The organism is Streptomyces sp. 71268, from assembly GCF_029392895.1.
Classification (GTDB): Bacteria; Actinomycetota; Actinomycetes; order Streptomycetales; family Streptomycetaceae; genus Streptomyces.
The window spans coordinates 1,051,322-1,075,834 of sequence record NZ_CP114200.1 but is presented as its reverse complement, the minus strand read 5'-3'; the positions used below and the strand labels follow the sequence as shown (position 1 = coordinate 1,075,834).

The following is a 24,513-nucleotide window of genomic DNA, read 5'->3' as shown; positions in this document are numbered from 1 at the left end:
CCACCCGGCGACCCGCCAGCAGACGGGCCGCCACCGCGCCGCCAACCCCACCGAGGTCGCGGCCCCGCGCCCCGACCGCCGTCCCACCGCTTACTCCTGCGAGGTCCCACCCCGTGTCCCGCACCCCCACCGTCGGCGTCCTCGCCCTCCAGGGCGACGTCCGCGAACACCTCGTCGCGCTGGCCTCGGCCGACGCCGTGGCCCGCCCCGTACGCCGCCCCGAAGAGCTCGACGAGGTGGACGCCCTGGTCATCCCCGGCGGCGAGTCCACCACGATGTCCAAGCTCGCCGGCGTCTTCGGCCTGCTGGAACCGCTGCGCGAGCGGGTACGGGCGGGGCTGCCGATGTACGGCACGTGCGCGGGCATGATCATGCTGGCCGACAAGGTCCTCGACGGCCGGGACGACCAGGAGACCCTCGGCGGCATCGACATGATCGTGCGCCGCAACGCCTTCGGCCGGCAGAACGACTCCTTCGAGGCGGCCGTCGAGATCAAGGGCGTCGAGGGCGGCCCCGTGGACGGCGTGTTCATCCGCGCGCCCTGGGTCGAGTCCGTCGGCGCCTCGGTCGACGTGCTGGCCGTGCACGACGGCCACACCGTCGCCGTCCGCCAGGGCAACGTGCTCGCCACCTCCTTCCACCCGGAGCTGACCGGCGACCACCGGATACACGCCCTGTTCGTGGACATGGTGCGCGAGCGCTGAGCCCGGCCACCCCACCCGGCACCGCGCCCCCCACGCCGGTACGACGGCCCGAGCCCGCTCGAACCCCCGCGAAGACCCGCCCGGAGTCCGGGCACGGCCGGGCCCGGTGATCCCGGTAGGATCGCAGGCGTTGGTAAGGAATTTGGTTACGCGAAGGAGACAGGCGGATGTCCGGCCACTCTAAATGGGCTACGACGAAGCACAAGAAGGCCGTGATCGATGCCAAGCGCGGCAAGCTCTTCGCGAAGCTGATCAAGAACATCGAGGTCGCCGCGCGGACCGGCGGAGCCGACCCGGACGGCAACCCGACCCTCTTCGACGCCATCCAGAAGGCCAAGAAGAGCTCCGTGCCGAACAAGAACATCGACAGCGCGGTCAAGCGCGGCGCGGGTCTTGAGGCGGGCGGCGCCGACTACGAGACGATCATGTACGAGGGCTACGGCCCGAACGGTGTCGCGGTGCTCATCGAGTGCCTGACGGACAACCGCAACCGCGCGGCCTCGGACGTGCGCGTGGCCATGACCCGTAACGGCGGCTCGATGGCCGACCCGGGCTCGGTCTCGTACCTGTTCAACCGCAAGGGCGTAGTGATCGTCCCTAAGGGCGAGTTGGCCGAGGACGACGTGCTCGGCGCCGTGCTCGACGCGGGCGCCGAGGAGGTCAACGACCTCGGCGAGACGTTCGAGGTGATCAGCGAGGCCACCGACCTGGTGGCCGTGCGCACCGCGCTCCAGCAGGAGGGCATCGACTACGACTCGGCCGATGCCAACTTCGTGCCCACCATGCAGGTCCAGTTGGACGAGGAGGGCGCGCGCAAGATCTTCAAGCTCATCGACGCGCTGGAGGACAGCGACGACGTGCAGAACGTCTTCGCCAACTTCGACGTGTCGGACGAGGTCATGGAGAAGGTCGACGCCTAGCCTGCGCATCGGGCCGTACGACTGAGCCAGGGCGGCCGAACCCGCGCCGCGGCCCAGCCGTACCGTCCGGGGCGCGAGGCACGGCCGCCACCGGGCCGACGGGACGCCCCCGTCGGCCCGTCGCGTTGTCACAACCAGCGGCTTTCCGTCGCGTTGTCAGAGCCAGCGGCTACTGTGCCTGTTCGGGGGAGTGCCCCCACGGATGTGCGACGCGCACGTCAGACGCATACGTCAGTGAGGGGGAGGGCGCGCGATGCGGGTGCTCGGCGTGGACCCGGGGCTGACCCGGTGTGGCATCGGCGTCGTCGACGGCGTCGCGGGCCGCCCGCTGCACATGGTGGACGTCGGCGTCATCCGCACCGCGGCCGACGCCGACATCGGGGAGCGACTGGTGCTCATCGAGCGCGGCATCGAGCGGTGGTTGGAGACGCACCGGCCGGAACTGGTCGCGGTGGAGCGCGTGTTCAGCCAGCACAACGTGCAGACCGTGATGGGCACGGCCCAGGCCAGCGCTGTCGCCATGCTGTGCGCCGCCCGGCGCGGACTGCCGGTCGCGCTGCACACCCCCAGCGAGGTCAAGGCCGCCGTGACCGGTTCCGGCCGCGCCGACAAGGCGCAGGTCGGCGCCATGGTCACCCGCCTGCTGCGGCTGGACGCGCCCCCGAAACCGGCCGACGCGGCCGACGCCCTCGCGCTGGCCATCTGCCACATCTGGCGGGCCCCCGCCACCAACCGCCTCCAGCAGGCCGTGGCCGCGCACCGACAGGCCCAGGCGCCGGCCGCGCCGCCCGTCACACCCCCGCGCTCCGCCCCGGCGGCCGCCCGGCGCGGCGCCGCCCGCCGCGCGGCCCCCGCCCCCGCCCCCGCTCGCACCCGGAAGGGCCCCGCATGATCGCGTTCGTCCAAGGACAGGTGGCCGCCCTCGCCCCCGACCTCGCCGTCATCGAGGTCGGCGGCGTCGGCATGGCCGTGCAGTGCACCCCGGCCACGCTGGCCACGCTGCGCGTGGGCAAGCCCGCCCGGCTGGCCACCTCCCTCGTCGTCCGCGAGGACTCGCTGACGCTGTACGGCTTCGCCGACGACGACGAGCGCCAGGTCTTCGAACTCCTCCAGACCGCCAGCGGAGTCGGGCCGCGGCTGGCGCAGGCCATGCTCGCCGTGCACGCCCCCGACGCGCTGCGCCGGGCGGTCGCCGGCGGTGACGAGAAGGCGCTGACCGCCGTCCCGGGCATCGGCAAGAAGGGCGCCCAGCGGCTGCTGCTCGAACTCAAGGACCGGCTCGGCGACCCCACCGGCGGCGCCGGCGGCGTGGGAGTGGGCAGCGCGGTCACCGCCAGTTGGCGCGACCAGTTGCACGGCGCGCTCATCGGCCTCGGCTACGCCACCCGCGAGGCCGACGAGGCCGTGGCCGCCGTCGCGCCGCAGGCCGACCAGGCCGTGGCCAGCGGCGCCGAGCCCCAGGTGGCCACGCTGTTGCGGGCCGCCTTGCAGACCCTGGGCCGAGGTCGCTGAGGGCCCCCGGCCCGGCACCGCGCACACGGAGAAAGGACGTCATGAACGGGGACGACACCCACGGCGAGCACGCGACGGAGCTGACCGGGCCGGCTGGCCCGATCGGCCTGGGCGCCGATCGGCTGCTGGGCGCCGAGGCGGACGGCGAAGAGCAGGCCATCGAGGCCGCGCTGCGACCGAAGGACCTGGGCGAGTTCGTCGGCCAGGAGCGCGTCCGCGAACAGCTCGACCTGGTGCTGCGCGCCGCCCGGCAGCGCGGTGCCACGGCCGATCACGTCCTGCTCTCCGGTGCGCCCGGCCTGGGCAAGACCACTCTTTCGATGATTATCGCGGCCGAGATGGGCGCCCCCATCCGAATCACCTCGGGCCCCGCCATCCAGCACGCCGGAGACCTCGCGGCGATCCTCTCCTCCCTCACCGAGGGCGAGGTGCTCTTCCTCGACGAGATCCACCGCATGTCGCGCCCCGCGGAGGAGATGCTCTACATGGCGATGGAGGACTTCCGCGTCGACGTGATCGTCGGCAAGGGACCCGGCGCCACCGCCATTCCACTGGAGCTTCCGCCGTTCACCCTGGTCGGGGCCACCACAAGGGCCGGCCTGCTGCCGCCGCCGCTGCGCGACCGGTTCGGCTTCACCGGGCACATGGAGTTCTACGGCGCCCCCGAGCTGGAGCGCGTCATCCACCGCTCCGCCCGGCTGCTCGACGTCGAGATCGACGCCGAGGGCGCCATCGAGATCGCCGGCCGGTCCCGGGGCACGCCGCGCATCGCCAACCGCCTGCTGCGCCGGGTGCGCGACTACGCGCAGGTCAAGGCCGACGGCGTGATCACCAAGGAGATCGCGTCCCGGGCCCTCGCGGTCTACGACGTGGACGGGCGCGGCCTGGACCGGCTCGACCGCGCCGTACTGACGGCGCTGCTCAAGCTCTTCGGCGGCGGTCCGGTGGGCCTGTCCACGCTGGCGGTCGCGGTGGGGGAGGAGCGCGAGACGGTCGAGGAGGTGGCCGAGCCCTTCCTCGTACGGGAAGGGCTGCTGGCCCGCACGCCGCGCGGCCGGGTCGGCACCCCGGCGGCCTGGGCCCACCTCGGCCTCACCCCGCCGCCGGGGGCGGGGGGCGGGACGCAGCCGGGGCTGTTCGACGGGTGACGGCGCGGTCAGTGGTCCGGTCAGGAACCCCGGTGCCATGCTGGGCGTTGTTCCTTAGGCGCGGGCTCGCTTAGACTCCGCCGACGCCGTCCGTTCAGTGCGGCGCACCCACCCCCGTATACCAGGCCGTGCATTCGCGGTCGTGCGAAGGAAATTCCGTCCCGTGAATATCGTGACTCTCCTGCCGTTCATCGTGCTCATCGGGGCCATGTTCCTGATGACCCGATCGGCCAAGAACAAGCAGCGCCAGGCGGCGCAGATGCGTGACCAGATCCAGCCGGGCACCGGCATCCGGACCATCGGCGGCATGTACGCCACGGTCAAGGAGGTTCACGACGACACGCTCCTGCTTGAGGTCGCGCCGGGCGTGCACGCCATTTACGCGAAGAACTCGGTGGGTGCCGTTCTGGACGACGCCGAGTACAACCGCATCGTGCACGGCATCGAGTCCGAGCACGACGATGACGCCCCCGTGGTTCCCGACGACGCTTCCTCCCTGACCGAGGCCGAGGGCGACGACGACCGCCGAGTTGACATGACCAAGGGTGACGCCGCGGACGAGACCGACGCCGCGGGTGCCGTCGACGCCGACGCGTCCCGACCCGAGGACGCTGACGCCAAGCCGGAGGACCGCAAGGGGTCCGGCAACGACGACGCGAAGTAGTCGCGCTTCGGACGCCGCGTGACACCACCGCTCGGTGCGCAGCGGCTACGAGACGGTCTAGGCTCCGGCGGGGGCACGTCCCCACAACACTTCGTGGCCGCCCGGCGCACACCCGTCGCCGGGCGGTTGGACAGGGAGAAACGAAAAGGTGGCAGCACCGAAGAAGGGCCGTAGGTCCCCCGGGGCCCAAGGCAGGCCCGGTCGTGCCCTCGTCGGGATCTTGGTCGCCATGGTGGCGCTGGTCGGGGGGATGTTCCTCTCCGGCAACACCACCCCGCGGCTGGGCATCGACCTCGCGGGCGGCACCAGCTTCACGCTGGAGGCCAAGAACGAGCCCGGCAAGCCCAACGCGATCAACAGCGACAACATGGACACCGCCGTCAACATCATGGAGCGGCGGGTCAACGGGCTTGGTGTGTCCGAGGCCGAGGTCCAGACCCAGGGCAGCAAGCACATCATCGTCAACATCCCCAAGGGCACGGACGCCGACCAGGCCCGGGAGCAGGTCGGCACCACGGCCAAGCTCGGCTTCCGCCCGGTGCTGTCCATCGGCGACCCCAAGCCCACCAAGGACCCCGGCGGCGTGCCCAAGCCGAACGAGACCCCGGACAAGGGCGACGACGGCAAGAAGCCGGCCCAGGGGGACAAGGGCGACAAGGACGGCGACAAGGGCGACGGAGACTCCGACAAGGGCGACAAGGACGCGGACAAGAGCGACGCCACGGCGCCGACGTCCACGCCCACCACCCAGGGTCGGGCCGTCCCCAGCGCGCTGCGGAAGGCGCCCACCCCCACCCCCACGCCCACCGGCGACGCCCCGCAGAAGCCGACGAAGGAACAGGCCGACCAGGCCAAGCAGGCCGAGGAGCTGCAGAAGCAGTTCGCGGCGCTGGACTGCACCAACCCCAAGGCCCGCTCCGCCGCCAGCCAGAAGGCCGCGAGCCGGCCGACGGAGCAGCCGATCGTCGCCTGTGACCGCAAGGGCCAGGCCAAGTTCATCCTGGGCCCCGTCGAGCTTGAGGGCGACCGCGTCGAGGACGCCTCCGCGGTCTTCAGCGCCCAGGGCGGCTCCGGCTGGATCGTCCAGCTCGACTTCGACGGCAAGGGCGGCAAGCAGTTCGGCAAGATCACCGGCGAGCTGGCCAAGCAGCAGTCCCCGCAGAACCAGTTCGGCATCGTCCTGGACGGCGAGGTCGCCTCGAATGCCGAGGTCACCTTCGCGATCAGGGGCGGCAAGGCCGAGATCTCCGGTGGCTTCAAGCAGGACGAGGCCGAGGACCTGGCCAACATCCTGTCCTACGGTTCGCTGCCGCTGACCTTCGACATCGTCGACGAGACCACCGTCTCCTCCGCGCTCGGCGAGGAGCAGTTGCGGGCCGGTCTGATCGCGGGCGCCATCGGCCTCGCGCTGGTCATCCTGTACATGGTCATCTACTACCGGGGCCTGGCCCTGGTGGCCATCGCCAGCCTCGCGGTCTCCGCCACGCTCACCTACTCGCTCATGGTGCTGCTCGGCGAGGCGATCCAGTTCGCCCTGAACCTGCCGGCCGTCTGTGGCGCCATCGTGGCCATCGGCATCACCGCGGACTCGTTCATCGTGTACTTCGAGCGCGTACGGGACGAGATCCGCGAGGGCCGCACGCTGCGGCCCGCCGTGCAGCGCGGCTGGCCCCGCGCCCGGCGCACCATCCTCGTCTCCGACTTCGTGTCGTTCCTGGCCGCCGCGGTGCTCTTCATCGTCACGGTGGGCAAGGTGCAGGGCTTCGCGTTCACGCTGGGCCTGACGACGCTGCTGGACGTCGTGGTGGTCTTCTTCTTCACCAAGCCGCTGATGACGCTCCTCGCCACCCGCAAGTTCTTCGCGACCGGGCACCCCTGGTCGGGCCTCGACCCGAAGCGGCTCGGTGCCAAACCGCCGCTGCGCTCCCGCCGCCGCCCCGCCGCCCCCGCCGACACGAAGGAGGCGTGAGATGTCTCGACTCGGCAGTCTCGGCGCCAGGCTCTACCGCGGTGAGGTCGGCTACGACTTCGTCGCCAAGCGGATGATCTGGTACGGCCTCTCCATCCTGATCACCATCACGGCCATCGTGGGTCTGTCGGTGCGCGGCCTGCACATGGGCATCGAGTTCTCCGGCGGCGCGGTCTTCACCACGCCCAAGACCAGCATCTCGGCCGACGACGCCCGGGAGAAGGCGGAGGAGTCCGCCGACGGCCACACGGCGATCGCCCAGAAGCTCGGCAGCGGCGGCCTGCGCATCCAGATCAGCGATCTGGACACCGAGGCCGCGCAGCCGGTCCAGAAGGCGCTCGCCAAGGAACTCGGCGTCGAGAGCTCGAAAATCAACACCCAGCTCGTCGGCCCCAGTTGGGGTGAGGAGATCGCCAAGAAGGCCTGGCAGGGCCTGGCGATCTTCATGCTCCTGGTGGTGATCTACCTCGCCATCGCCTTCGAGTGGCGGATGGCGTTGGCCGCCCTCATCGCGCTGGTGCACGACCTCACGATCACGGTCGGCGTGTACGCGCTGGTCGGCTTCGAGGTCACCCCGGGCACCGTGATCGGTCTGTTGACCATCCTCGGTTACTCGCTGTACGACACCGTCGTCGTCTTCGACGGTCTACGCGAGAGCACGAAGGACCTCACCAAGCAGACCCGCTACACCTACAGCGAGATCGCCAACCGCAGCCTCAACGGCACCCTGGTGCGCTCCATCAACACCACCGTGGTGGCGCTGCTGCCGGTCGCGGCGCTGCTGTTCATCGGTGGCGGCTTCCTGGGCGCCGGCATGCTCAATGACATCTCGCTGGCACTCTTCGTCGGCCTCGCGGCCGGCGCGTACTCCTCGATCTTCATCGCCACTCCGCTGGTCGCCGACCTGAAGGAGCGGGACCCGCAGATGAAGGCCCTGGCCACCCGGGTGCGCGCCAAGCGCGCCGCGGCGGCCGCCCGGGCCGAGTCGTCCGGCAAGGCCGCGCCGGCCGACGACGCCGACGACGACGCGGACCCCGAGGACGTGGAGCCACGGGACGCGGCGGACGAGGAGGCCGAGCGCGAGGAGGCGGCCGCGGCCGGGGTGGTGGGCCAGCGTGGCACCCAGCCCACCCGTCCCCAGTCGTCCACCCGCAACCAGCCGGGCCGCAACCGTGGTCGGGGCCGTCCGTCGGGCAAGCGCCGATGAGCGGGGCTGAGGTCACCGACCTGAGCGCCGGCGGGCCGCGACCGGCGGCCGTCGGGCTCGGCGCCGACGAGCTGCGGACGCTGCTGCTCAGCCGCATCCACGACGTCCCGGACTATCCGCAACCGGGAGTGGTGTTCAAGGACATCACCCCGCTGCTGGCCGACCCGGTCGCCTTCGGCGCGCTGACCGACGCCCTCGCGGCCCTGTGCCGCACCTACCGGGCGGACAAGGTCGTCGGCCTGGAGGCCCGTGGCTTCATCCTGGCCGCGCCGGTCGCGGTCCGCGCCGGCGTGGGGTTCGTGCCGGTGCGCAAGGCGGGCAAGCTGCCGGGGGCGACCCTGCGGCAGGCGTACGACCTGGAGTACGGGACGGCCGAGATCGAGCTGCACGCCGACGCCCTGCGCCCCGGTGATCGAGTTCTGGTCATCGACGACGTTCTGGCCACCGGCGGCACCGCCGAGGCGTCCCTGCACCTCATCCGGCGGGCCGGGGCCGAGGTCGCGGGCGTCGCGGTCTTGCTGGAACTCGGATTCCTCGACGGCAGGCAGCGGCTTCAGGCCAGCCTGGACGGCGCCCCGCTGGAGGCGCTGACCACCGTCTGAACTGCGTGAATCTCCGTGAGGCGGGTACCTGGCAAGCCCCGGGTACCCGCCTTCGGCGTGCCGGAGTGGGTGCCGTGGCGGGACAATGGGTGTGGCGGGATCGATACCATGGCCGTCCGACTCCCGTTTCGGACCGGTCCCGCTTGAGGAGTGCTCTTGCCAGACGAGGCCAAGCCGCTGACCGCCGCACACCCCGCCGAGCCGAACGCCGCGGGTGGCGGGGCGGCTGAGAACGCGCCCAGGAAGGGCGGCGGCGCGTCCAGCCCCGGGCCGAAGCCAGGGCCCAAGCCTCCGGCGGCGCTGCCCACCGGGGGCCCCAACACGAGCGTGCCGGCCCGCCCCCAGCCGCCGGGGCCCACGCCCCGGCAGGGCTCGTCGAACCGGGTGCGCGCCCGCCTGGCCCGGCTCGGGGTGCAGCGCTCCAGCCCGTACAACCCGGTCCTGGAGCCCCTGCTGCGGATCGTGCGGGGCAACGACCCCAAGGCCGACACCTCCACGCTGCGCCAGATCGAGCGCGCGTACCAGGTCGCCGAGCGGTGGCACCGGGGTCAGAAGCGCAAGAGCGGCGACCCGTACATCACGCATCCGCTGGCGGTCACCACCATCCTCGCCGAGCTGGGCATGGACCCGGCGACGCTGATGGCCGGCCTGCTGCACGACACGGTCGAGGACACCGAGTACGGCCTGGACACCCTGCGCCGCGACTTCGGTGACCAGGTCGCGCTCCTGGTGGACGGCGTCACCAAGCTCGACAAGGTCAAGTTCGGCGAGGCGGCGCAGGCCGAGACCGTGCGCAAGATGGTCGTGGCCATGGCCAAGGACCCGCGGGTGCTGGTCATCAAGCTGGCCGACCGGCTGCACAACATGCGCACCATGCGCTACCTCAAGCGGGAGAAGCAGGAGAAGAAGGCCCGCGAGACGCTGGAGATCTACGCCCCGCTGGCGCACCGGCTGGGCATGAACACGATCAAGTGGGAGCTGGAGGACCTCGCGTTCGCGATCCTCTACCCCAAGATGTACGACGAGATCGTGCGCCTGGTGGCCGAGCGCGCCCCCAAGCGGGACGAGTACCTGGCCGTCGTCACCGACCAGGTCCAGGGCGACCTGCGAGCGGCTCGGATCAAGGCGACCGTCACCGGGCGGCCCAAGCACTACTACTCGGTGTACCAGAAGATGATCGTCCGCGGCCGGGACTTCGCGGAGATCTACGACCTGGTGGGCATCCGGGTCCTGGTGGACACCGTCCGCGACTGCTACGCGGCGCTCGGCACCATCCACGCGCGGTGGAACCCGGTGCCCGGGCGGTTCAAGGACTACATCGCGATGCCCAAGTTCAACATGTACCAGTCGCTGCACACGACGGTCATCGGGCCCAGCGGGAAGCCGGTCGAGCTCCAGATCCGCACGTTCGACATGCACCGCCGCGCCGAGTACGGCATCGCCGCGCACTGGAAGTACAAGCAGGAGGCCGTCGCCGGCGCCTCGAAGGTGCGCACCGACGTGCCCAAGAGCAAGGGCGACCGGCAGGACACCGTCAACGACATGGCGTGGCTGCGGCAGCTCCTGGACTGGCAGAAGGAGACCGAGGACCCGGGTGAGTTCCTGGAGTCGCTGCGCTTCGACCTCTCCCGCAACGAGGTCTTCGTCTTCACGCCGAAGGGCGACGTCATAGCGCTGCCGGCGGGCGCGACGCCGGTGGACTTCGCGTACGCCGTGCACACCGAGGTCGGCCACCGCACCATAGGCGCCCGCGTCAACGGCCGTCTGGTGCCGCTGGAGTCGACGCTGGACAACGGCGACCTGGTGGAGGTCTTCACCTCCAAGGCCCCGGGCGCCGGCCCCTCGCGCGACTGGCTCGGCTTCGTCAAGTCGCCCCGGGCCCGTAACAAGATCCGTGGCTGGTTCTCCAAGGAGCGCCGGGACGAGGCCATCGAGCAGGGCAAGGACGCCATCGCCCGCGCGATGCGCAAGCAGAACCTGCCGATCCAGCGCATCCTGACCGGCGACTCGCTGGTCACCCTCGCGCACGAGATGCGCTACTCGGACATCTCCTCGCTGTACGCCGCGATCGGCGAGGGCCACGTCACCGCCCAGAACATCGTGCAGAAGCTGGTGCAGGCGCTCGGCGGCGAGGACGCGGCGTCCGAGGACATAGCGGAATCCACGCCGCTGCGCACCCGCACCAAGCGCCGCTCCAGCGCCGACCCGGGCGTGGTCGTCAAGGGCGTCGAGGACGTGTGGGTCAAGCTGGCCCGCTGCTGTACGCCGGTGCCGGGCGATCCCATCATCGGCTTCGTGACCCGTGGCAGCGGCGTGTCCGTGCACCGGGCCGACTGCGTCAACGTGGACTCGCTGTCCCAGCAGCCGGAGCGGATGCTCGACGTGGAGTGGGCGCCCACCCAGTCGTCGGTCTTCCTGGTGGCCATCCAGGTCGAGGCCCTGGACCGGTCGCGGCTGCTGTCGGACGTGACCCGGGTCCTGTCCGACCAGCACGTCAACATCCTCTCCGCCGCCGTGCAGACCTCCCGCGACCGGGTGGCCACCTCGCGCTTCACCTTCGAGATGGGCGACCCCAAGCACCTGGGCCACGTGCTCAAGGCGGTCCGGGGCGTCGAGGGCGTCTACGACGTGTACCGGGTGACGTCGGCCCGCAGGCCCTGAGGCCCCGTACGACCAGCGCCCTCGGGCGGCGGCGTGCGGGTGCCTGCCTGCCGGGTCACGGGCGGGCCGGGCCGTTCGGGCCGGAAACGGCGCCGAGCTGGGTCAGGCCGTCCAGGATGTCGGTGCAGGTCCAGTACTCGCACAACCTGCCGTCGGCCGCGCGGAGCAGGTCGTGGCCGCTGAAGGCGATCTTCGTGCCGACGGGGGCGGTGGCGTGCGGGATGCCGCCGGTGTACGTGGCGCGCAGCGTCCAGCGGGCGGCGATCAGGTCGCCCTCGACGATCGGTCCGAGATCGACGCTGATGTCCACGTCGCCGAAGGCGGCCATGGTCTGCTCGATCTCGGGCAGCAGCCGCTCCGGACCGGTGGTCGCCTCGGAGTCGCTGCCGTCGGGGCGCGCCTGGTGGACGACGAAGCCGGGGTCGAGGATGTCGGCGGCATGGCTGAAGTCGCCGCGCCACAACCGGCTCCAACGGTCGTAGAGGGCGCGGAGTTGCTCGGGGGAGTGCGTGGACACGGGTTCTCCTGGGGCGTGGTAGAAAGTTCTGCATCGCACATAATCTGCGTGACGCAGATATAAGTCCGACGGAGGTCTGTGTGTCAACCGGAACCCGCGCGGAGGCGCTCGCGGCGGTCACCGCGGCCGCCCGGCGGCACCACGCCGCCTACACCCTGTTCAACCAGGCCATGGCCGAGCGGCTCGGCCTGCACCCGACGGATCTCCAGTGCGTGAGCCTGCTCGGCCTGGAGCCCCGGCCGCGTACCATCGGCGAGATCGCGAAGCTGACCGGGCTGACCTCCGGCTCGGCCACCCGCCTGGTGGACCGGCTGGAGAGGGCCGGCCTCGTCACGCGGCAGCCCGACCCGGACGACCGACGCAAGATGCTGGTCTCGCTCACCGCACGCCGCGCCCCGGACGTCGACGCGGCCTGGGCGGAGCCCGGCAGGGCCTTCGACCGCGCCCTGGACGACTTCACCGACCCGGAACTCGCGGTGATCGAGCGGTACCTACGCCGCATCACCGAGGTCGGGAGCGAACAGACTGAACGCATCCAACGGGGCTGACTCCGGGGCCTGTTGGCGAACCGCCCTCGGGTCAGGAGAACCCGCGGCCTGCTGGCGCGCGCCCGGAACGCGTGCGCCCCGGTGCGGGCCAACCACCCCGGCCCGTCCGGGCCGTGGCACGCGCGATAGCCCGCCGCCAGCGCCCCCATGCGACGAGGGCCCCGGCACGCCATCGCGTACCGGAGCCCTCGTCGTGACCGCCTTCAGGTGCCCGCGCGGGCGGGCGGCGGCGTCAGCCGCCGAACTCCTGGAGCCCCTTCAGGGCCTGGTCGAGGAGTGCCTGGCGGCCCTCAAGCTCCTTGGCGAGCTTGTCCGCCTTGGCGTTGTTGCCCGCCGCCCTGGCCTTGTCCACCTGCTCCTGGAGCTTGTCCACGGCGGCCTGGAGCTGGCCGGTCAGACCCGCGGCCCGGGCCCGGGCCTCCGGGTTGGTGCGCCGCCACTCCGACTCCTCGCTCTCCTGGATGGCCCGCTCGACCGCGTGCATCCGGCCCTCGATCTTCGGCCGGGCGTCGCGCGGCACGTGGCCGATGGCCTCCCAGCGCTCGTTGATCGACCGGAACGCCGCCCGCGCCGCCTTCAGGTCCGTGACCGGCAGCAGCTTCTCCGCCTCGATGACGAGCTCTTCCTTGCGCGTCAGGTTCTCCCGCTGCTCGGCGTCGCGCTCAGCGAACACCTCGCCACGGGCCTGGAAGAAGACGTCCTGCGCGCCCCGGAAGCGGTTCCACAGGTCGTCCTCGGCCTCGCGCTGCGCGCGCCCGGCCGCCTTCCACTCCGCCATCAGCTCGCGGTACCGGGCCGCCGTGGGGCCCCAGTCCGTGGACTTCGACAGCGCCTCCGCCTCCGCGACCAGCTTCTCCTTGGCCTTGCGGGCCTCCTCGCGCTGGGCGTCCAGCGAGGCAAAGTGGGCCTTGCGGCGCTTGGAGAACGCCGAGCGGGCGTGCGAGAAGCGGTGCCACAGCTCGTCGTCCGTCTTGCGGTCCAGGCGCGGCAGCCCCTTCCAGGTGTCCACCAGGGCCCGTAGCCGCTCGCCCGCCGCCCGCCACTGCTCGCTGGCGGCCAGCTCCTCGGCCTCGGCGACCAGCGCCTCCTTGGACCTGCGCGCCTCGTCGGACTGCTTGGCCTTGGCGGCCTTGCGCTCCTCGCGGCGCGCCTCGACCGTCTGGACCAGCTTGTCGAGCCGCTGCCGCAGCGCGTCCAGGTCGCCTACGGCGTGGTGTTCGTCCACCTGCTGGCGCAGGTGCTCGATGGCGGCGCTCGCGTCCTTCGCCGACAGGTCGGTGGTCTTCACCCGACGTTCGAGGAGGCCGATCTCGACAACCAGGCCCTCGTACTTGCGCTCGAAGTAGGACAGGGCTTCCTCGGGGGAGCCCGCCTGCCAGGAACCGACGACCCGCTCGCCATCGGCCGTACGCACGTACACGGTCCCCGTCTCGTCGACGCGGCCCCATGGGTCGCTGCTCACAGCGCCTCCTCCACATGATGCCGGCGCGGGCGCGCGGCCCGCGGGCATCGTCCACGGTTTACTCCCGGCCTGGCAGCGCCGGGCCGGACCGACGAGCTGCTGGGGTACCGATTCGGCAGGGCGGCAGCCGTCGGAGCAGGCACCCTACACAACGCAAACATAGGCGACCGGTGGCCCGGCTGTCCGTATCCAGCGCGACCGAAATTTCGCAGTACGCGCGTCAGTGCGCTCTCGCGCGGGAGCGCGCGGGCACGCGGACGGGGCGCCGCGCGGGCGGCGCCGGCGCTCGTCGGCGACGTCAAGACCGCTTGACGGTCGCCTTGTTGATCACCACGGTGGCGATCGGCGCGGTGTTCCCCGTCTGCGGGTCGGGGGCCGTCGCGCCAGCCTTGGTGATCTTCTTCAACACGTCCTCGCCGCCCTTGAGCGTGCCGAACGGCGTGTAGTACGGAGGCAGCTCGCTGTCCTGGTACACGATGAAGAACTGGCTGCCGCCGCTGTCCTCGTTCTTGCTCTCGCCCTTGGGCGGCTGCGGGTTGTAGCGGTTGGCCATGGCGATCGTGCCCGCCGGGTAGACGTTCCCCTTGAGCTTCGGGTCCTTCAGGTTCTCGTCCGGGATGGTGTACCCGGGCGTGCCGGTGCCGTCGCCCTTGGGGTCGCCGCACTGCAGCACGTAGATGCCCTGGTCGGTCAGCCGGTGGCACTTGGTGTGGTCGAAGTACCCCTTGCCGGCCAGGAAGTTGAAGGAGTTCACCGTGTGCGGGGCGTTCTTCGCGTCCAGCCCGATGGTGATGTCGCCGCAGGTGGTCGCCAGCTCCATCGTGTACTCGGCCGACCTGTCGATCGTGAGCTTCGGCTCCTTCTTCCAGGTCTGCCCCGACGGAGCGCCCGGGGCCGGCTTGGCGCACGGGTCGGCGACGGTGTCCTTCTTGTCCTTGTCGTCCGAGTCGAAGAGGCCCACCGCCGCCACCACCAGGCCGGCGACCAGCGCCAGCACGATGCCGCCCGCGATCGCGGCGTTGCGCTTCTGGGTCTTGGACCGAGCGGCCGCCCTGCGCTGCTGCTGACGCTCCAGCTTCTCGCGGGCGAGCTGCCGTCGCCGCTGCTCCTGACTGACCACCAGGTCTACTCCTCAACTGTCACGCCGCGCCATCGCCGCGCGGCGTCTGCCGTGTTCGCTTCCCCCGGCGCGGCTGTCCGGCGCTGGCCGGTGCCGTGCTCGCGGGTCCTTGACGGTCCTCCGTCCGCCCCGCCCGCCGGTGGCGCTGGCCGCCCGCTGGCGGCCGTCCGCCGGCGCATGGCCGTACCGTATAGCGGTTCGCTGTGGCCCGTGCGCCGCAGGTAGGCTCTTCGCACGCCGACTTTCCGCCCCGGCGTCACGGCCACCGCGCCGACCGCCGGACCACCTGAAGGACGATCGTGCTCATTGCTGGGTTCCCTGCCGGGGCCTGGGGGACCAACTGCTACCTGGTCGCCCCCGCCGCCGGCGAGGAGTGCGTGATCATCGACCCGGGCCACCAGGCCGCCGAGGGCGTCGCGGAGACCATCGCCAAGCATCGGCTCAAGCCCGTGGCCGTCATCCTCACCCACGGCCACATCGACCACGTGGCCTCGGTGGTCCCGGTGTGCGGGGCGCACGACGTACCGGCCTGGATCCACCCGGCCGACCGCTACATGATGAGCGACCCGGAGAAGGCGCTCGGCCGTTCCATCGGGATGCCGCTGATGGGGGAGCTGACCGTCGGCGAGCCCGACGACGTCAAGGAGCTCTCCGACGGCGCGGCCCTGAACCTGGCCGGTCTGGAGCTGTCCGTCGCGCACGCGCCCGGCCATACCAAGGGGTCGGTGACCTTCCGGCTGCCCGAGAGCGCCGACATCCCGTCGGTCTTCTTCTCGGGCGACCTGCTCTTCGCCGGCTCCATCGGACGCACCGACCTGCCCGGCGGTGACCACGCCGAGATCCTTGAGTCGCTGGCCCGCGTGTGCCTGCCGCTCGACGACTCGACCGTGGTGCTGTCCGGTCACGGTCCCCAGACCAGCATCGGCCAGGAGCGCGCCACCAACCCGTACCTGCGGCAGGTGGCCGCCGGCCTCGGAGGCGGCCCGGCCGCCCCGCGACGAGGAATGTGACGACCAACCCCGTGAACGCCTTCACCGCCCCCAAGGGCACGTACGACCTGACCCCGCCGGACTCCGCGACCTTCCTCGCGGTCCGCGAGGCGCTCGCCGCCCCGCTGCGCCGCTCCGGGTACGGCTACATCGAGACCCCCGGCTTCGAGCACGTCGAACTCTTCTCGCGCGGCGTCGGTGAGTCCACCGACATCGTGACCAAGGAGATGTACACCCTCACCACCAAGGGCGGCACCGAACTCGCGCTGCGCCCCGAGGGCACCGCGTCCGTGCTGCGCGCCGCCCTGGAGCGCAACCTGCACAAGGCCGGCAACCTGCCGGTCAAGCTCTGGTACTCGGGCTCGTACTACCGCTACGAGCGCCCGCAGGCGGGCCGCTACCGGCACTTCTCGCAGGTCGGTGCCGAGGCGATCGGCGCCGAGGACCCGGCCCTGGACGCCGAGTTGATCATCCTGGCCGTGGACGCCTACCGCTCGCTGGGGCTGCGGGACTTCCGCCTCCTGCTGAACTCGCTGGGCGACAAGGAGTGCCGGCCGGCCTACCGCGAGGCGCTGCAGGGCTTCCTGCGCGGACTCGACCTCGACGAGGACACCCGGCGGCGGATCGAGATCAACCCGCTGCGGGTGCTCGACGACAAGCGCGAGGCCGTGCGCAAGCAACTCGTCGGCGCGCCCGCGCTGCGCGACCACCTGTGCGAGGCGTGCAAGGTCTACCACGAGCGCGTACGTCAGTTGCTGACGGCCGCGGGCGTCGTCTTCGAGGACGACGAGAAGCTGGTGCGCGGGCTCGACTACTACACGCGTACCACGTTCGAGTTCATTCACGACGGGCTCGGATCGCAGTCCGCGGTGGGCGGCGGCGGGCGTTACGACGGCCTGTCCGAGATGATCGGCGGCCCGGCCCTGCCGTCGGTCGGCTGGGCGCTCGGCGTGGACCGCACGGTGCTCGCGCTGCGCGCCGAGGGCGTGGAACTGGAGCTGCCGGCAGCCACCGAGGTGTACGCGGTGCCACTCGGCGAGGCGGCCAGGGACGTGCTCTTCGACCTGGTCACAGCCCTGCGCCGGGCCGGTGTCGCCGCCGACTTCGCCTTCGGCGGCAAGGGCCTGAAGAACGCCATGAAGTCCGCGAACCGCTCCGGTGCCAGGTTCGCCCTGGTGGCGGGCGAACGCGACCTCGCCGAGGGCGTCGTTCAGTTGAAGGACCTGGCCAGCGGGGACCAGACACCTGTCTCCCTGGACGCCGTCGTGGAGGAACTGCGCGCACGGCGCGGTTGATTCACAGGAGCCTGGTGCACAATGACCGGGCTATGACCGACTGACGAGACGAATGGCGCTATGACGACTTCGGCACTTCACCGTTCTGACACGGACGGGGACGCGGAGAAGACCACCCCCGGCGGCGCCGTCGGCGGCGGCCGGGTCTTCGCCTGGTTGCTCATCCTCTCCGGCGCCGCGGGCCTGCTGGCCGCCTGGATCATCACCCTCGACAAGAACCACATCCTGGAGGCGAAGGCCGAGGGGAAGACCTACACCCCCGGCTGCAGCATCAACCCGATCGTCTCCTGCGGCAGCATCATGGAGAGCGACCAGGCCGAGGCGTTCGGCTTCCCGAACCCCATGCTCGGCCTGGTCGCCTACGGCATCGTCATCGCCGTGGGCGTGGGCGTGCTGGTTGGCGCGCGCTTCCCGCGCTGGTACTGGCTGACCCTGAACGCCGGCTGCCTGTTCGGCGTCGGCTTCTGCACCTGGCTGCAGTACCAGTCGCTGTACGAGATCGGCGCGCTGTGCCTGTGGTGCTGCCTGGCCTGGGCCGCCACCATCCTGATGTTCTCCTACGTGACGTGGTTCAACGTCAAGCACCGGTTCCTGCCGGCGCCCGAGGGGCTGCGCCGCGGGTTCCTGGAGTTCCACTGGGTGCTGCCGGTGCTGTGGATGGGCGTCATCGCGATGCTGATCCTCACCAAGTGGAAGAGCCAGCTCTGGGCCTGACCGAGGAGGCCGGGCCGAGCCGGGCCCACCCGGGGCGCGAACATCGGGTGGGCCCGGCTTCTCGTTGGTCGCCCCGGCCCGTTGTCAGTGCGGTGGCATAGGCTTCCCACGTGGAGCCAGACCTGTTCACCGCCGCCGCCGAGGAGCGCCAGGAGAAGGACCCGGCCGCCAGCCCGCTGGCCGTCCGGATGCGTCCGCGCACGCTCGATGAAGTCGTGGGGCAGCAGCACGTGCTGCGCCCCGGTTCGCCGCTGCGTCGGCTGGTGGGGGAGGGGAGCGGCGGTCCGGCCGGGTCCTCGTCGGTCATCCTGTGGGGCCCGCCGGGCACCGGGAAGACGACGCTGGCCTACGTCGTCAGCCAGGCCACCCAGAAGCGCTTCGTGGAGCTGTCGGCGATCACCGCCGGCGTCAAGGAGGTGCGGGCCGTCATCGACGGCGCGCGCCGCAGCTCGGGCGGGTACGGCCGGGAGACGGTGCTCTTCCTGGACGAGATCCACCGCTTCAGCAAGGCCCAGCAGGACTCCCTGCTGCCCGCCGTGGAGAACCGCTGGGTCACCCTCATCGCGGCCACGACGGAGAACCCGTACTTCTCGGTCATCTCCCCGCTGCTCTCCCGCTCGCTGCTGCTCACGCTGGAGCCGCTGACCGACGACGACCTGCGGTCCCTGCTGCGGCGTGCGCTGACCGCCGAGCGCGGGCTCGGCGGCGTGGTGGAGCTGCCCGAGGACGCGGAGGCGCACCTGCTGCGGATCGCCGGCGGCGACGCCCGGCGGGCGCTGACGGCGCTTGAGGCGGGCGCGGGTTCGGCGATAGCCAAGGGCGAGCCGGAGATCACGCTGGCCACGCTGGAGGAGGCGGTCGACCGGGCGGCGGTGAAGTACGACCGGGCCGGCGACCAGCACTACGACGTGGCGAGCGCGCTCATCAAGTCCATCCGCGGCTCGGACGTGGACGCGGCGCTGCACTACCTGGCCCGCATGATCGAGGCGGGTGAGGACCCGCGGTTCATCGCCAGGCGGCTGATGATCTCGGCGAGCGAGGACATCGGCATGGCCGACCCGACGGCGCTCCAGACGGCGGTGGCCGCGGCGCAGGCGGTGGCCCTGATCGGCTACCCCGAGGCCCGGATAGCGCTCGGGCAGGCCACGGTGGCGCTCGCGCTCGCGCCCAAGTCGAACGCCGCGTACCTGGCCATCGACGCGGCCCTGGCCGACGTACGCGCCGGCCTGGCCGGCCCCGTCCCGCCGCACCTGCGCGACGGCCACTACAAGGGCGCCCAGAAGCTCGGCCACGCGCAGGGCTACCTCTACCCGCACGACCTGCCGGGCGGCATCGCCGCGCAGCAGTACGCGCCGGACGCGGTGCACGGCAAGCGGTACTACGAGCCGACGCGGTACGGGGCGGAGGCGCGCTACGCCGACGTCGTGGAGCGGGTCAGGGCCCGGCTGCGCGGCGACCCGCCGCCCCCGGCCGCGCGCGCCGAGCAGTCCGAGGCCAAGGCCGCCGAGTAGCCCGGCCCGCGCGGGCGCCACGCTGCCCCGGCGGGCGCGATCGGCGCCCCGGGGCCGCGCGACGCGGCTGACCGGCCAGCCGGCACGGCCGGTTCGCCACGCCGTCGTGGCATGCCCAACTCCCGCCTGGTGAGCGGAAGTTGGGCCAGGTGTCGCCGCCGGTCGGGTGTGCCCGGGCCGCCGAGGCGGTCGGCGGGGAAGGGGGGTGAGCGGACGCGGGAGAGGGCGGACGCAGCGGACGCGGAAGGACGCGGGCGTGTGGATCGCCGGACGGGTGTTGAGGTGGCCGGCTACTCGGCCGCGGCCTCGAAGAGGGTGTGCATGGCGCGCCGCAGCTCCGTCACGTCACGCACCGGCTCCGGGAAGTCGAAGCGGGCGTCGAAGGAGCGGCTGGTGGAGTCGGTGAAGCGGACCCGTAGGCCGAAGCGGCCGAGCGCGACGGGCACCGCCCGCACGGCGCGTCCGGCCGACACGCGCGCCTCCCCCTGCTGCGGTGCGCCAGGTTCACGCGCGGCTCCGCAGTTGGCGCGCTCCCCGATGAGCGCGCAGAGCATCTGGACCTGCTCGCTGTGCGCGGAGTGCAGGTGCTGGAGGAGGTCGGCCTCGTGAGCCACCAGCGGGTCGGGGGCCGCGGCGGCGAAGGCGTCCGGCTCGACGCCCTCGGCGCCCCACAGGTCGTCCACGCACGCCTCGCCGACCTCGAGTCGCAGCAGCACCCAGGCGGGACGCCCGCCGGGTCGGTGCGCGGTGGGCGGGTGTGGCGCGTCGTCCATGCCGAGGATCTCGCCCACCGGGTGGCGTTCGGCGAGCAGCATGGCGCAGGCGGCCCGCTCCTCGGCGCGTACCGGGGTGAGCCAGCCGGCGACCCAGGCGCGCCCGCGCACGCGATACGGCACCGAAACGGGTGCGACGTCCGTGATCTCCATCACGCACGCGAGGTCGTCATCCTGGGCGTACGCTGCGGCTCTGGCCGCCGGAGAGCCGCCGGGGACCAGCAGTAGCACGTCTCCGTCGGGCATGACGGTGCGGGCCGTCGGGATGCCCGCGGTGAAGTCCTCGGGCTCCTCGATTCCAGGAATCGCGAGAGAAGCCGTAGCCTTGGACTCTACGAGGGTTCGTACGCGCTCGGCAGCAGTAGGTTGCCGGGCGTCTTCCGCGGGGCGCGGCTGACCCACCTCAGTGCCTTCAGGCCCGGAGTCGTCTGACTCCGTGCCCTGGGCGGTGCTTGATGTGGGGCTCCCAGGTCGAAACATGCGTTCTCCTCGGCTAAGGTAAGCCTAACCTAACTTACACGGAGGTTCGTTCCACGTGAACCAGTCGCGCCCCAAGGTCAAGAAGTCCCGTGCGCTCGGAATCGCACTGACTCCCAAGGCCGTCAAGTACTTCGAGGCTCGCCCCTACCCGCCGGGTGAGCACGGCCGTGGCCGCAAGCAGAACAGCGACTACAAGGTCCGACTCCTTGAGAAGCAGCGTCTGCGCGCTCAGTACGACATCAGCGAGCGCCAGATGGCCCGTGCCTACGACCGCGCTCGGAAGGTCGACGGCAAGACGGGCGAGGCCCTGATCATCGAGCTTGAGCGCCGCCTGGACGCGCTCGTCCTTCGGTCGGGCATCGCCCGGACCATCTACCAGTCGCGCCAGATGGTCGTGCACGGTCACATCGAGGTCAACGGCCGCAAGGTCGACAAGCCGTCCTTCCGCGTCCGCCCGGGCGACGTCGTGATGGTCCGCGAGCGCAGCCGCGAGAAGCACCCCTTCCAGGTCGCTCGCGAGGGTGGCTACGACACCGACGGTGAGACGCCGCGCTACCTCGAGGTCAACCTCAAGGCGCTCGCGTTCCGCCTCGACCGGGACCCGAACCGCAAGGAGATCCCGGTGATCTGCGACGAGCAGCTCGTCGTCGAGTACTACGCCCGCTAAGCACGGCTCAGCAGGTAGGCCCCGCCCGCGAGGGCGGGGCCTTTCGCGTGTGGGCCGGACCTAGCCGGCGGGCTCCTCGTCCGCCTCGGCCGGCGGCGGGCCGGCCGGCTGCTTGCGGCGCAGCGCGGCGGCCGCGCCCGCGGCCCACTCCTCGGCCGCCCGGCCCTCGCTGGCCCGGTCCTCCTCGGGCCAGGGCCGCCCGGCCACCCCGCCCGCCTGCCCGACCAGGCTGGCCGGACGCCCACGGCCCCGCTCCAGGACCTGGGCCACCGCCGAGTCCAGGCCCGCGCGCCGCCCGTCGCGCCGCGCCGCCTCGTACCCCGCGTCGCCGAGCAGGCCCCTGGCCCGCGCGGCGCAGCGCTCGTGCCGCTGGCGCAGCAGCGGGGAGCGCAGCGGCTCGCCGGCCAGGTCGTGCCAGCCGGTGAGGGCGGCGCCCTGCAACTCGGCCGCCCACTCCGGCGCGTCGAGCACCACCAGCGGCGCCAGCCGCTCAAGCGCCAGCGTCATGCCCAGCAGATCGCCGAACTCCCGCTTGATCTCCAGACAGGCCACCAGGAGTTCACGGGCCTGCTCGTCCTCGCCCCGCTCGGCACGGGCGCAGGCCAGCGCGTACAGGGCGTACGAGCGTACCCACCGCTCCCCGCTGTCACTGGCCACCTGTCGGGCGTCCTCGGCCAGCGCCAGGGCCGCCTCGGCGTCGCCGAGCAGCGCCAACGCCAGCGCGAGCTGCACCTGCGCGAGGAGCACCAGGGCGTTCAGCTCGCCCCGGGCGCGATAGCGCTCAAGGCACTCGCGCAACAGGGCCACCGCGCCCGGCAGGTCGTCGTTGGCGAGCGCGGTCGCGCCCAGCATCTGGGTGGCCAGCGCCGCCGCGCCCTCGTCGCCGCACCGGTCGGCCAGCTCGCGGCACTCGTGCAGCGCGGTCAGCGCGGCCACCGCGTCCCCGCGCGCCGCCGCCGTCAGGCCCACGGCCCACAGCGCCTTCGCGCGCGGCTCCGGCTGGTCGCCCCCGAGTTCCAGCGCGCGCTCCAGCCAGCGCTGGCCCTCGGCGAGCCGTCCGCAGCCGACCCAGTAGAACCACAGGGTGCCGGTCAGGTACTGGCCGATGTGCGCGTCCTCGGGGCTCTCCAGGCTGTGTTCGAGCGCGAGCCGCAGGTTCGGCAGCTCCGCCTCCACGCGCTGGGCCACCTCGACCTGGCGCAGGCTGAACCAGTCCAGCTCGCACCAGGTGGCAAGCCCCAGGTACCAGTCGCGGTGCCGCTTGCGCAGCCGCTCGGTCTCGCCCAGCTCCGCCAGCCACCGGGCGCCGTACGCGCGCACTGGGCGCGGCAGCCGGTAGCGGGCCTGGCCGGCGCCCTCGGGCGGGTCGTCCCGGACCACGACGGACTGCGCGACCAGGCCCGACAGGACCGGCAGCACCTCGTCGGCGGGCAGGTCCGGGCCGGAGCACACGTACTCGACGGCGTCCAGGTCGAAGCCGCCGTCGAAGACCGACAGCCGCGACCACAGCAGCCGCTCGCCGGCCGTGCACAGCTCGTGGCTCCAGCCGATCGCGGTGGACAGCGAGCGGTGCCGGTCGGGGACGCTGTGGCCGTCGCTGGTCAGCAGCCTGAGCGGGTCGTCGAGCCGGAGCAGGACCTGTTCCAGGGACAGGGTGCGTAACTGCGCCGCCGCCAGCTCGATGGCCAGCGGCATGCCGTCCAGGCGGCGACACACCTCGCTCACCGTCTCGCGGTCGGCCGCCGCGGTGAAGGCGGGCAGCAGCGCCGAGGCGCGGTCGGCGAACAGTTCGACGGCGTCGGGCCACACCGGCAGCGGGCCCAGCGGCAGCAGCCGCTCGCCGGTGATCCCGAGCGGGCGCCGGCTGGCGACGAGCACCCGCAGGCCCGGCACCCGCCGCAACAGCTCGGCCACCAGCGCGGCGCACGGCTCGCTCAGGTGCTCACAGCCGTCGAGCACCAACAGCGTCTCGCCCTGCGCGAGGCGCCGCACCAACACCTCGCGCGGGGGTCGCCCGCTGGGCGCGGTCAGCCCGAGGGCGCGGAGCACGGCCTCGTCGAGGTTGGCGTCGGCGGGGAGTTCGGCCAGGCTGACCAGCCACATGCCGTCGCAGAAGCGATTCCGCATCCGTCTGGCCGCCCGTAGCGCCAGCCGGGACTTGCCGATCCCGGCGGCGCCCGTGATCGTCACCAGGCGGGTTCGGGAGAGGAGTCGCCTGGTCTCCGCCAGTTCCGCGGACCGCCCGACGAACCGGCTGACTTCGGCGGGGAGGGCGCCCGCTCTGCTGGGTTGGGCGGAGGGGCTGGGCTTCGCTGATCCGGGGCGCGGAACATGTCGCATGAAACACGGAGCGTACTCAACGGTATGCGGGCCGTACAATCCCCGCTCCTGCCACTCGGCCAGGGCGCGCGCCCCCGCCGGAAGCGGCCCGTGGCGAGCGACAATGCGGTACGGCCGAGGAGCCGCGGCGCGATAGGCTCGGTGTCTGCCGCCCGCGCCCGCGATGCCTGACCGCCCGCAAGTGGCGGCGGGCCGCGCTGAACGAGTGCAGCCCATGACGAGTCAACGATCAGCAGGGAGCGGTGCGACGTGTCCGGTGGAGAAGTGGCCGGGATCCTCGTGGCCGTCTTCTGGGCGATCCTGGTGTCGTTCCTCGCCCTCGCGCTGGTGAGGCTCGCGCAGGCGCTCAAGGCGACCACCAAGCTGGTGGCCGACGTGACCGACCAGGCGGTGCCGCTGCTGAGCGAGGCGTCGGCCACGGTGCGCTCGGCCAACACGCAGCTCGCGCGCGTCGACTCGATCGCGGCCGACGTCCAGGAGGTCACCTCCAACGCGTCCGCGCTCTCCTCCACCGTCTCGTCGGCCTTCGGCGGCCCGCTGGTGAAGGTGGCCGCGTTCGGGTACGGGGTACGCCGGGCCATCGGCCGCAAGGGCGAGGCGCCCGAGCGCTCGACCGTCGTCGTCGGCAAGACCGTGCCGTCCGCACGGCGCGGTGGCCGCCGCAGCCGGAGCACCAGCCGGAACAATGACCGGAGCAAGAAGGACTGATC

22 protein-coding genes are annotated in these 24,513 nt (G+C 72.1%); 17 read left to right on the top strand and 5 right to left on the bottom strand.

Annotated features, from left to right (window positions below; genetic code table 11):
• The first annotated feature begins 113 nt into the window (after positions 1–113).
• From pdxT to OYE22_RS03930, 10 genes are all read left to right on the top strand, one after another.
• Positions 114–704 carry a pyridoxal 5'-phosphate synthase glutaminase subunit PdxT gene (gene pdxT / locus OYE22_RS03975; RefSeq protein WP_277319111.1) on the top strand — a complete coding sequence of 197 codons (591 nt, stop codon included), beginning with the start codon at positions 114–116 and terminating at the stop codon, positions 702–704.
• Between the two features lie 167 nt (positions 705–871).
• Entirely contained in the window at positions 872–1,624 is a 753-nt protein-coding gene (locus OYE22_RS03970) for a YebC/PmpR family DNA-binding transcriptional regulator (RefSeq protein ID WP_176164980.1), read from the top strand.
• Positions 1,625–1,877: 253 nt separating this feature from the next.
• Positions 1,878–2,516 (top strand): crossover junction endodeoxyribonuclease RuvC, encoded by a 639-nt coding sequence (ruvC, locus tag OYE22_RS03965; protein ID WP_277319110.1) that lies wholly within the window; start codon positions 1,878–1,880, stop codon positions 2,514–2,516.
• Positions 2,513–3,136, top strand: coding sequence for a Holliday junction branch migration protein RuvA (ruvA, locus tag OYE22_RS03960; protein ID WP_277319109.1), 624 nt, complete (start codon positions 2,513–2,515; stop codon positions 3,134–3,136). The genes ruvC and ruvA overlap by 4 nt, the downstream gene beginning before the upstream one ends.
• A 41-nt stretch (positions 3,137–3,177) precedes the next feature.
• Positions 3,178–4,284 carry a Holliday junction branch migration DNA helicase RuvB gene (ruvB, locus tag OYE22_RS03955; protein WP_277319108.1) on the top strand — a complete coding sequence of 369 codons (1,107 nt, stop codon included), beginning with the start codon at positions 3,178–3,180 and terminating at the stop codon, positions 4,282–4,284.
• A gap of 163 nt (positions 4,285–4,447) precedes the next feature.
• Complete coding sequence (gene yajC, locus OYE22_RS03950; RefSeq protein WP_277319107.1) at positions 4,448–4,948, top strand: preprotein translocase subunit YajC; 501 nt, start codon at positions 4,448–4,450, stop codon at positions 4,946–4,948.
• Between the two features lie 148 nt (positions 4,949–5,096).
• On the top strand, positions 5,097–6,917 hold the full coding sequence (gene secD, locus OYE22_RS03945) for a protein translocase subunit SecD (protein ID WP_277319106.1): 1,821 nt from the start codon (positions 5,097–5,099) through the stop codon (positions 6,915–6,917).
• 1 nt (position 6,918) lies between these two features.
• The gene (gene secF, locus OYE22_RS03940; RefSeq protein WP_277319105.1) at positions 6,919–8,124 is read left to right on the top strand and encodes a protein translocase subunit SecF; all 1,206 of its coding nucleotides are present in this window, start codon (positions 6,919–6,921) and stop codon (positions 8,122–8,124) included.
• Positions 8,121–8,726 (top strand): adenine phosphoribosyltransferase, encoded by a 606-nt coding sequence (locus OYE22_RS03935; protein ID WP_277319104.1) that lies wholly within the window; start codon positions 8,121–8,123, stop codon positions 8,724–8,726. Before secF ends, OYE22_RS03935 begins: the two co-directional genes overlap by 4 nt.
• Positions 8,727–8,882: 156 nt before the next feature.
• A complete protein-coding gene (locus tag OYE22_RS03930; RefSeq protein ID WP_277319103.1) occupies positions 8,883–11,387 on the top strand; it encodes a bifunctional (p)ppGpp synthetase/guanosine-3',5'-bis(diphosphate) 3'-pyrophosphohydrolase in 2,505 nt (834 codons plus the stop codon).
• A 55-nt stretch (positions 11,388–11,442) separates the two neighbouring features.
• On the opposite strand, the gene OYE22_RS03925 is transcribed toward OYE22_RS03930, so the two are convergent.
• Complete coding sequence (locus OYE22_RS03925) at positions 11,443–11,904, bottom strand: ester cyclase (RefSeq protein ID WP_277319102.1); 462 nt, start codon at positions 11,902–11,904, stop codon at positions 11,443–11,445.
• 80 nt (positions 11,905–11,984) lie between these two features.
• Between OYE22_RS03925 and OYE22_RS03920 the strand changes: the two genes are divergently transcribed.
• A complete protein-coding gene (locus OYE22_RS03920; RefSeq protein WP_277319101.1) occupies positions 11,985–12,452 on the top strand; it encodes a MarR family transcriptional regulator in 468 nt (155 codons plus the stop codon).
• Between the two features lie 232 nt (positions 12,453–12,684).
• On the opposite strand, the gene OYE22_RS03915 is transcribed toward OYE22_RS03920, so the two are convergent.
• Positions 12,685–13,914, bottom strand: coding sequence for a DUF349 domain-containing protein (locus tag OYE22_RS03915; protein WP_277319100.1), 1,230 nt, complete (start codon positions 13,912–13,914; stop codon positions 12,685–12,687).
• Positions 13,915–14,212: 298 nt separating this feature from the next.
• A complete protein-coding gene (locus tag OYE22_RS03910) occupies positions 14,213–15,034 on the bottom strand; it encodes a peptidylprolyl isomerase (RefSeq protein WP_277319099.1) in 822 nt (273 codons plus the stop codon).
• Between the two features lie 299 nt (positions 15,035–15,333).
• Between OYE22_RS03910 and OYE22_RS03905 the strand changes: the two genes are divergently transcribed.
• From OYE22_RS03905 to OYE22_RS03890, 4 genes are all read left to right on the top strand, one after another.
• On the top strand, positions 15,334–16,044 hold the full coding sequence (locus OYE22_RS03905; protein WP_277319098.1) for an MBL fold metallo-hydrolase: 711 nt from the start codon (positions 15,334–15,336) through the stop codon (positions 16,042–16,044).
• An 11-nt stretch (positions 16,045–16,055) separates the two neighbouring features.
• Positions 16,056–17,318 carry a histidine--tRNA ligase gene (hisS, locus tag OYE22_RS03900; RefSeq protein ID WP_277323970.1) on the top strand — a complete coding sequence of 421 codons (1,263 nt, stop codon included), beginning with the start codon at positions 16,056–16,058 and terminating at the stop codon, positions 17,316–17,318.
• A gap of 60 nt (positions 17,319–17,378) precedes the next feature.
• Positions 17,379–18,032, top strand: a complete 654-nt coding sequence (locus OYE22_RS03895) for a vitamin K epoxide reductase family protein (RefSeq protein ID WP_176164995.1) — start codon at positions 17,379–17,381, stop codon at positions 18,030–18,032.
• A gap of 110 nt (positions 18,033–18,142) precedes the next feature.
• The gene (locus tag OYE22_RS03890; RefSeq protein ID WP_277319097.1) at positions 18,143–19,543 is read left to right on the top strand and encodes a replication-associated recombination protein A; all 1,401 of its coding nucleotides are present in this window, start codon (positions 18,143–18,145) and stop codon (positions 19,541–19,543) included.
• A gap of 290 nt (positions 19,544–19,833) precedes the next feature.
• Here OYE22_RS03890 and OYE22_RS03885 read toward each other — a convergent pair whose 3' ends face one another.
• Positions 19,834–20,796 carry a DUF2470 domain-containing protein gene (locus OYE22_RS03885; protein ID WP_277319096.1) on the bottom strand — a complete coding sequence of 321 codons (963 nt, stop codon included), beginning with the start codon at positions 20,794–20,796 and terminating at the stop codon, positions 19,834–19,836.
• Between the two features lie 55 nt (positions 20,797–20,851).
• Between OYE22_RS03885 and rpsD the strand changes: the two genes are divergently transcribed.
• Complete coding sequence (gene rpsD, locus OYE22_RS03880; protein ID WP_176164998.1) at positions 20,852–21,463, top strand: 30S ribosomal protein S4; 612 nt, start codon at positions 20,852–20,854, stop codon at positions 21,461–21,463.
• A gap of 60 nt (positions 21,464–21,523) precedes the next feature.
• On the opposite strand, the gene OYE22_RS03875 is transcribed toward rpsD, so the two are convergent.
• Positions 21,524–23,803 carry an AAA family ATPase gene (locus OYE22_RS03875; protein ID WP_277319094.1) on the bottom strand — a complete coding sequence of 760 codons (2,280 nt, stop codon included), beginning with the start codon at positions 23,801–23,803 and terminating at the stop codon, positions 21,524–21,526.
• Positions 23,804–24,052: 249 nt separating this feature from the next.
• Here OYE22_RS03875 and OYE22_RS03870 point away from each other — a divergent pair, with 249 nt between their 5' ends.
• A complete protein-coding gene (locus OYE22_RS03870) occupies positions 24,053–24,511 on the top strand; it encodes a DUF948 domain-containing protein (protein WP_277319093.1) in 459 nt (152 codons plus the stop codon).
• Positions 24,512–24,513: the final 2 nt, after the last annotated feature.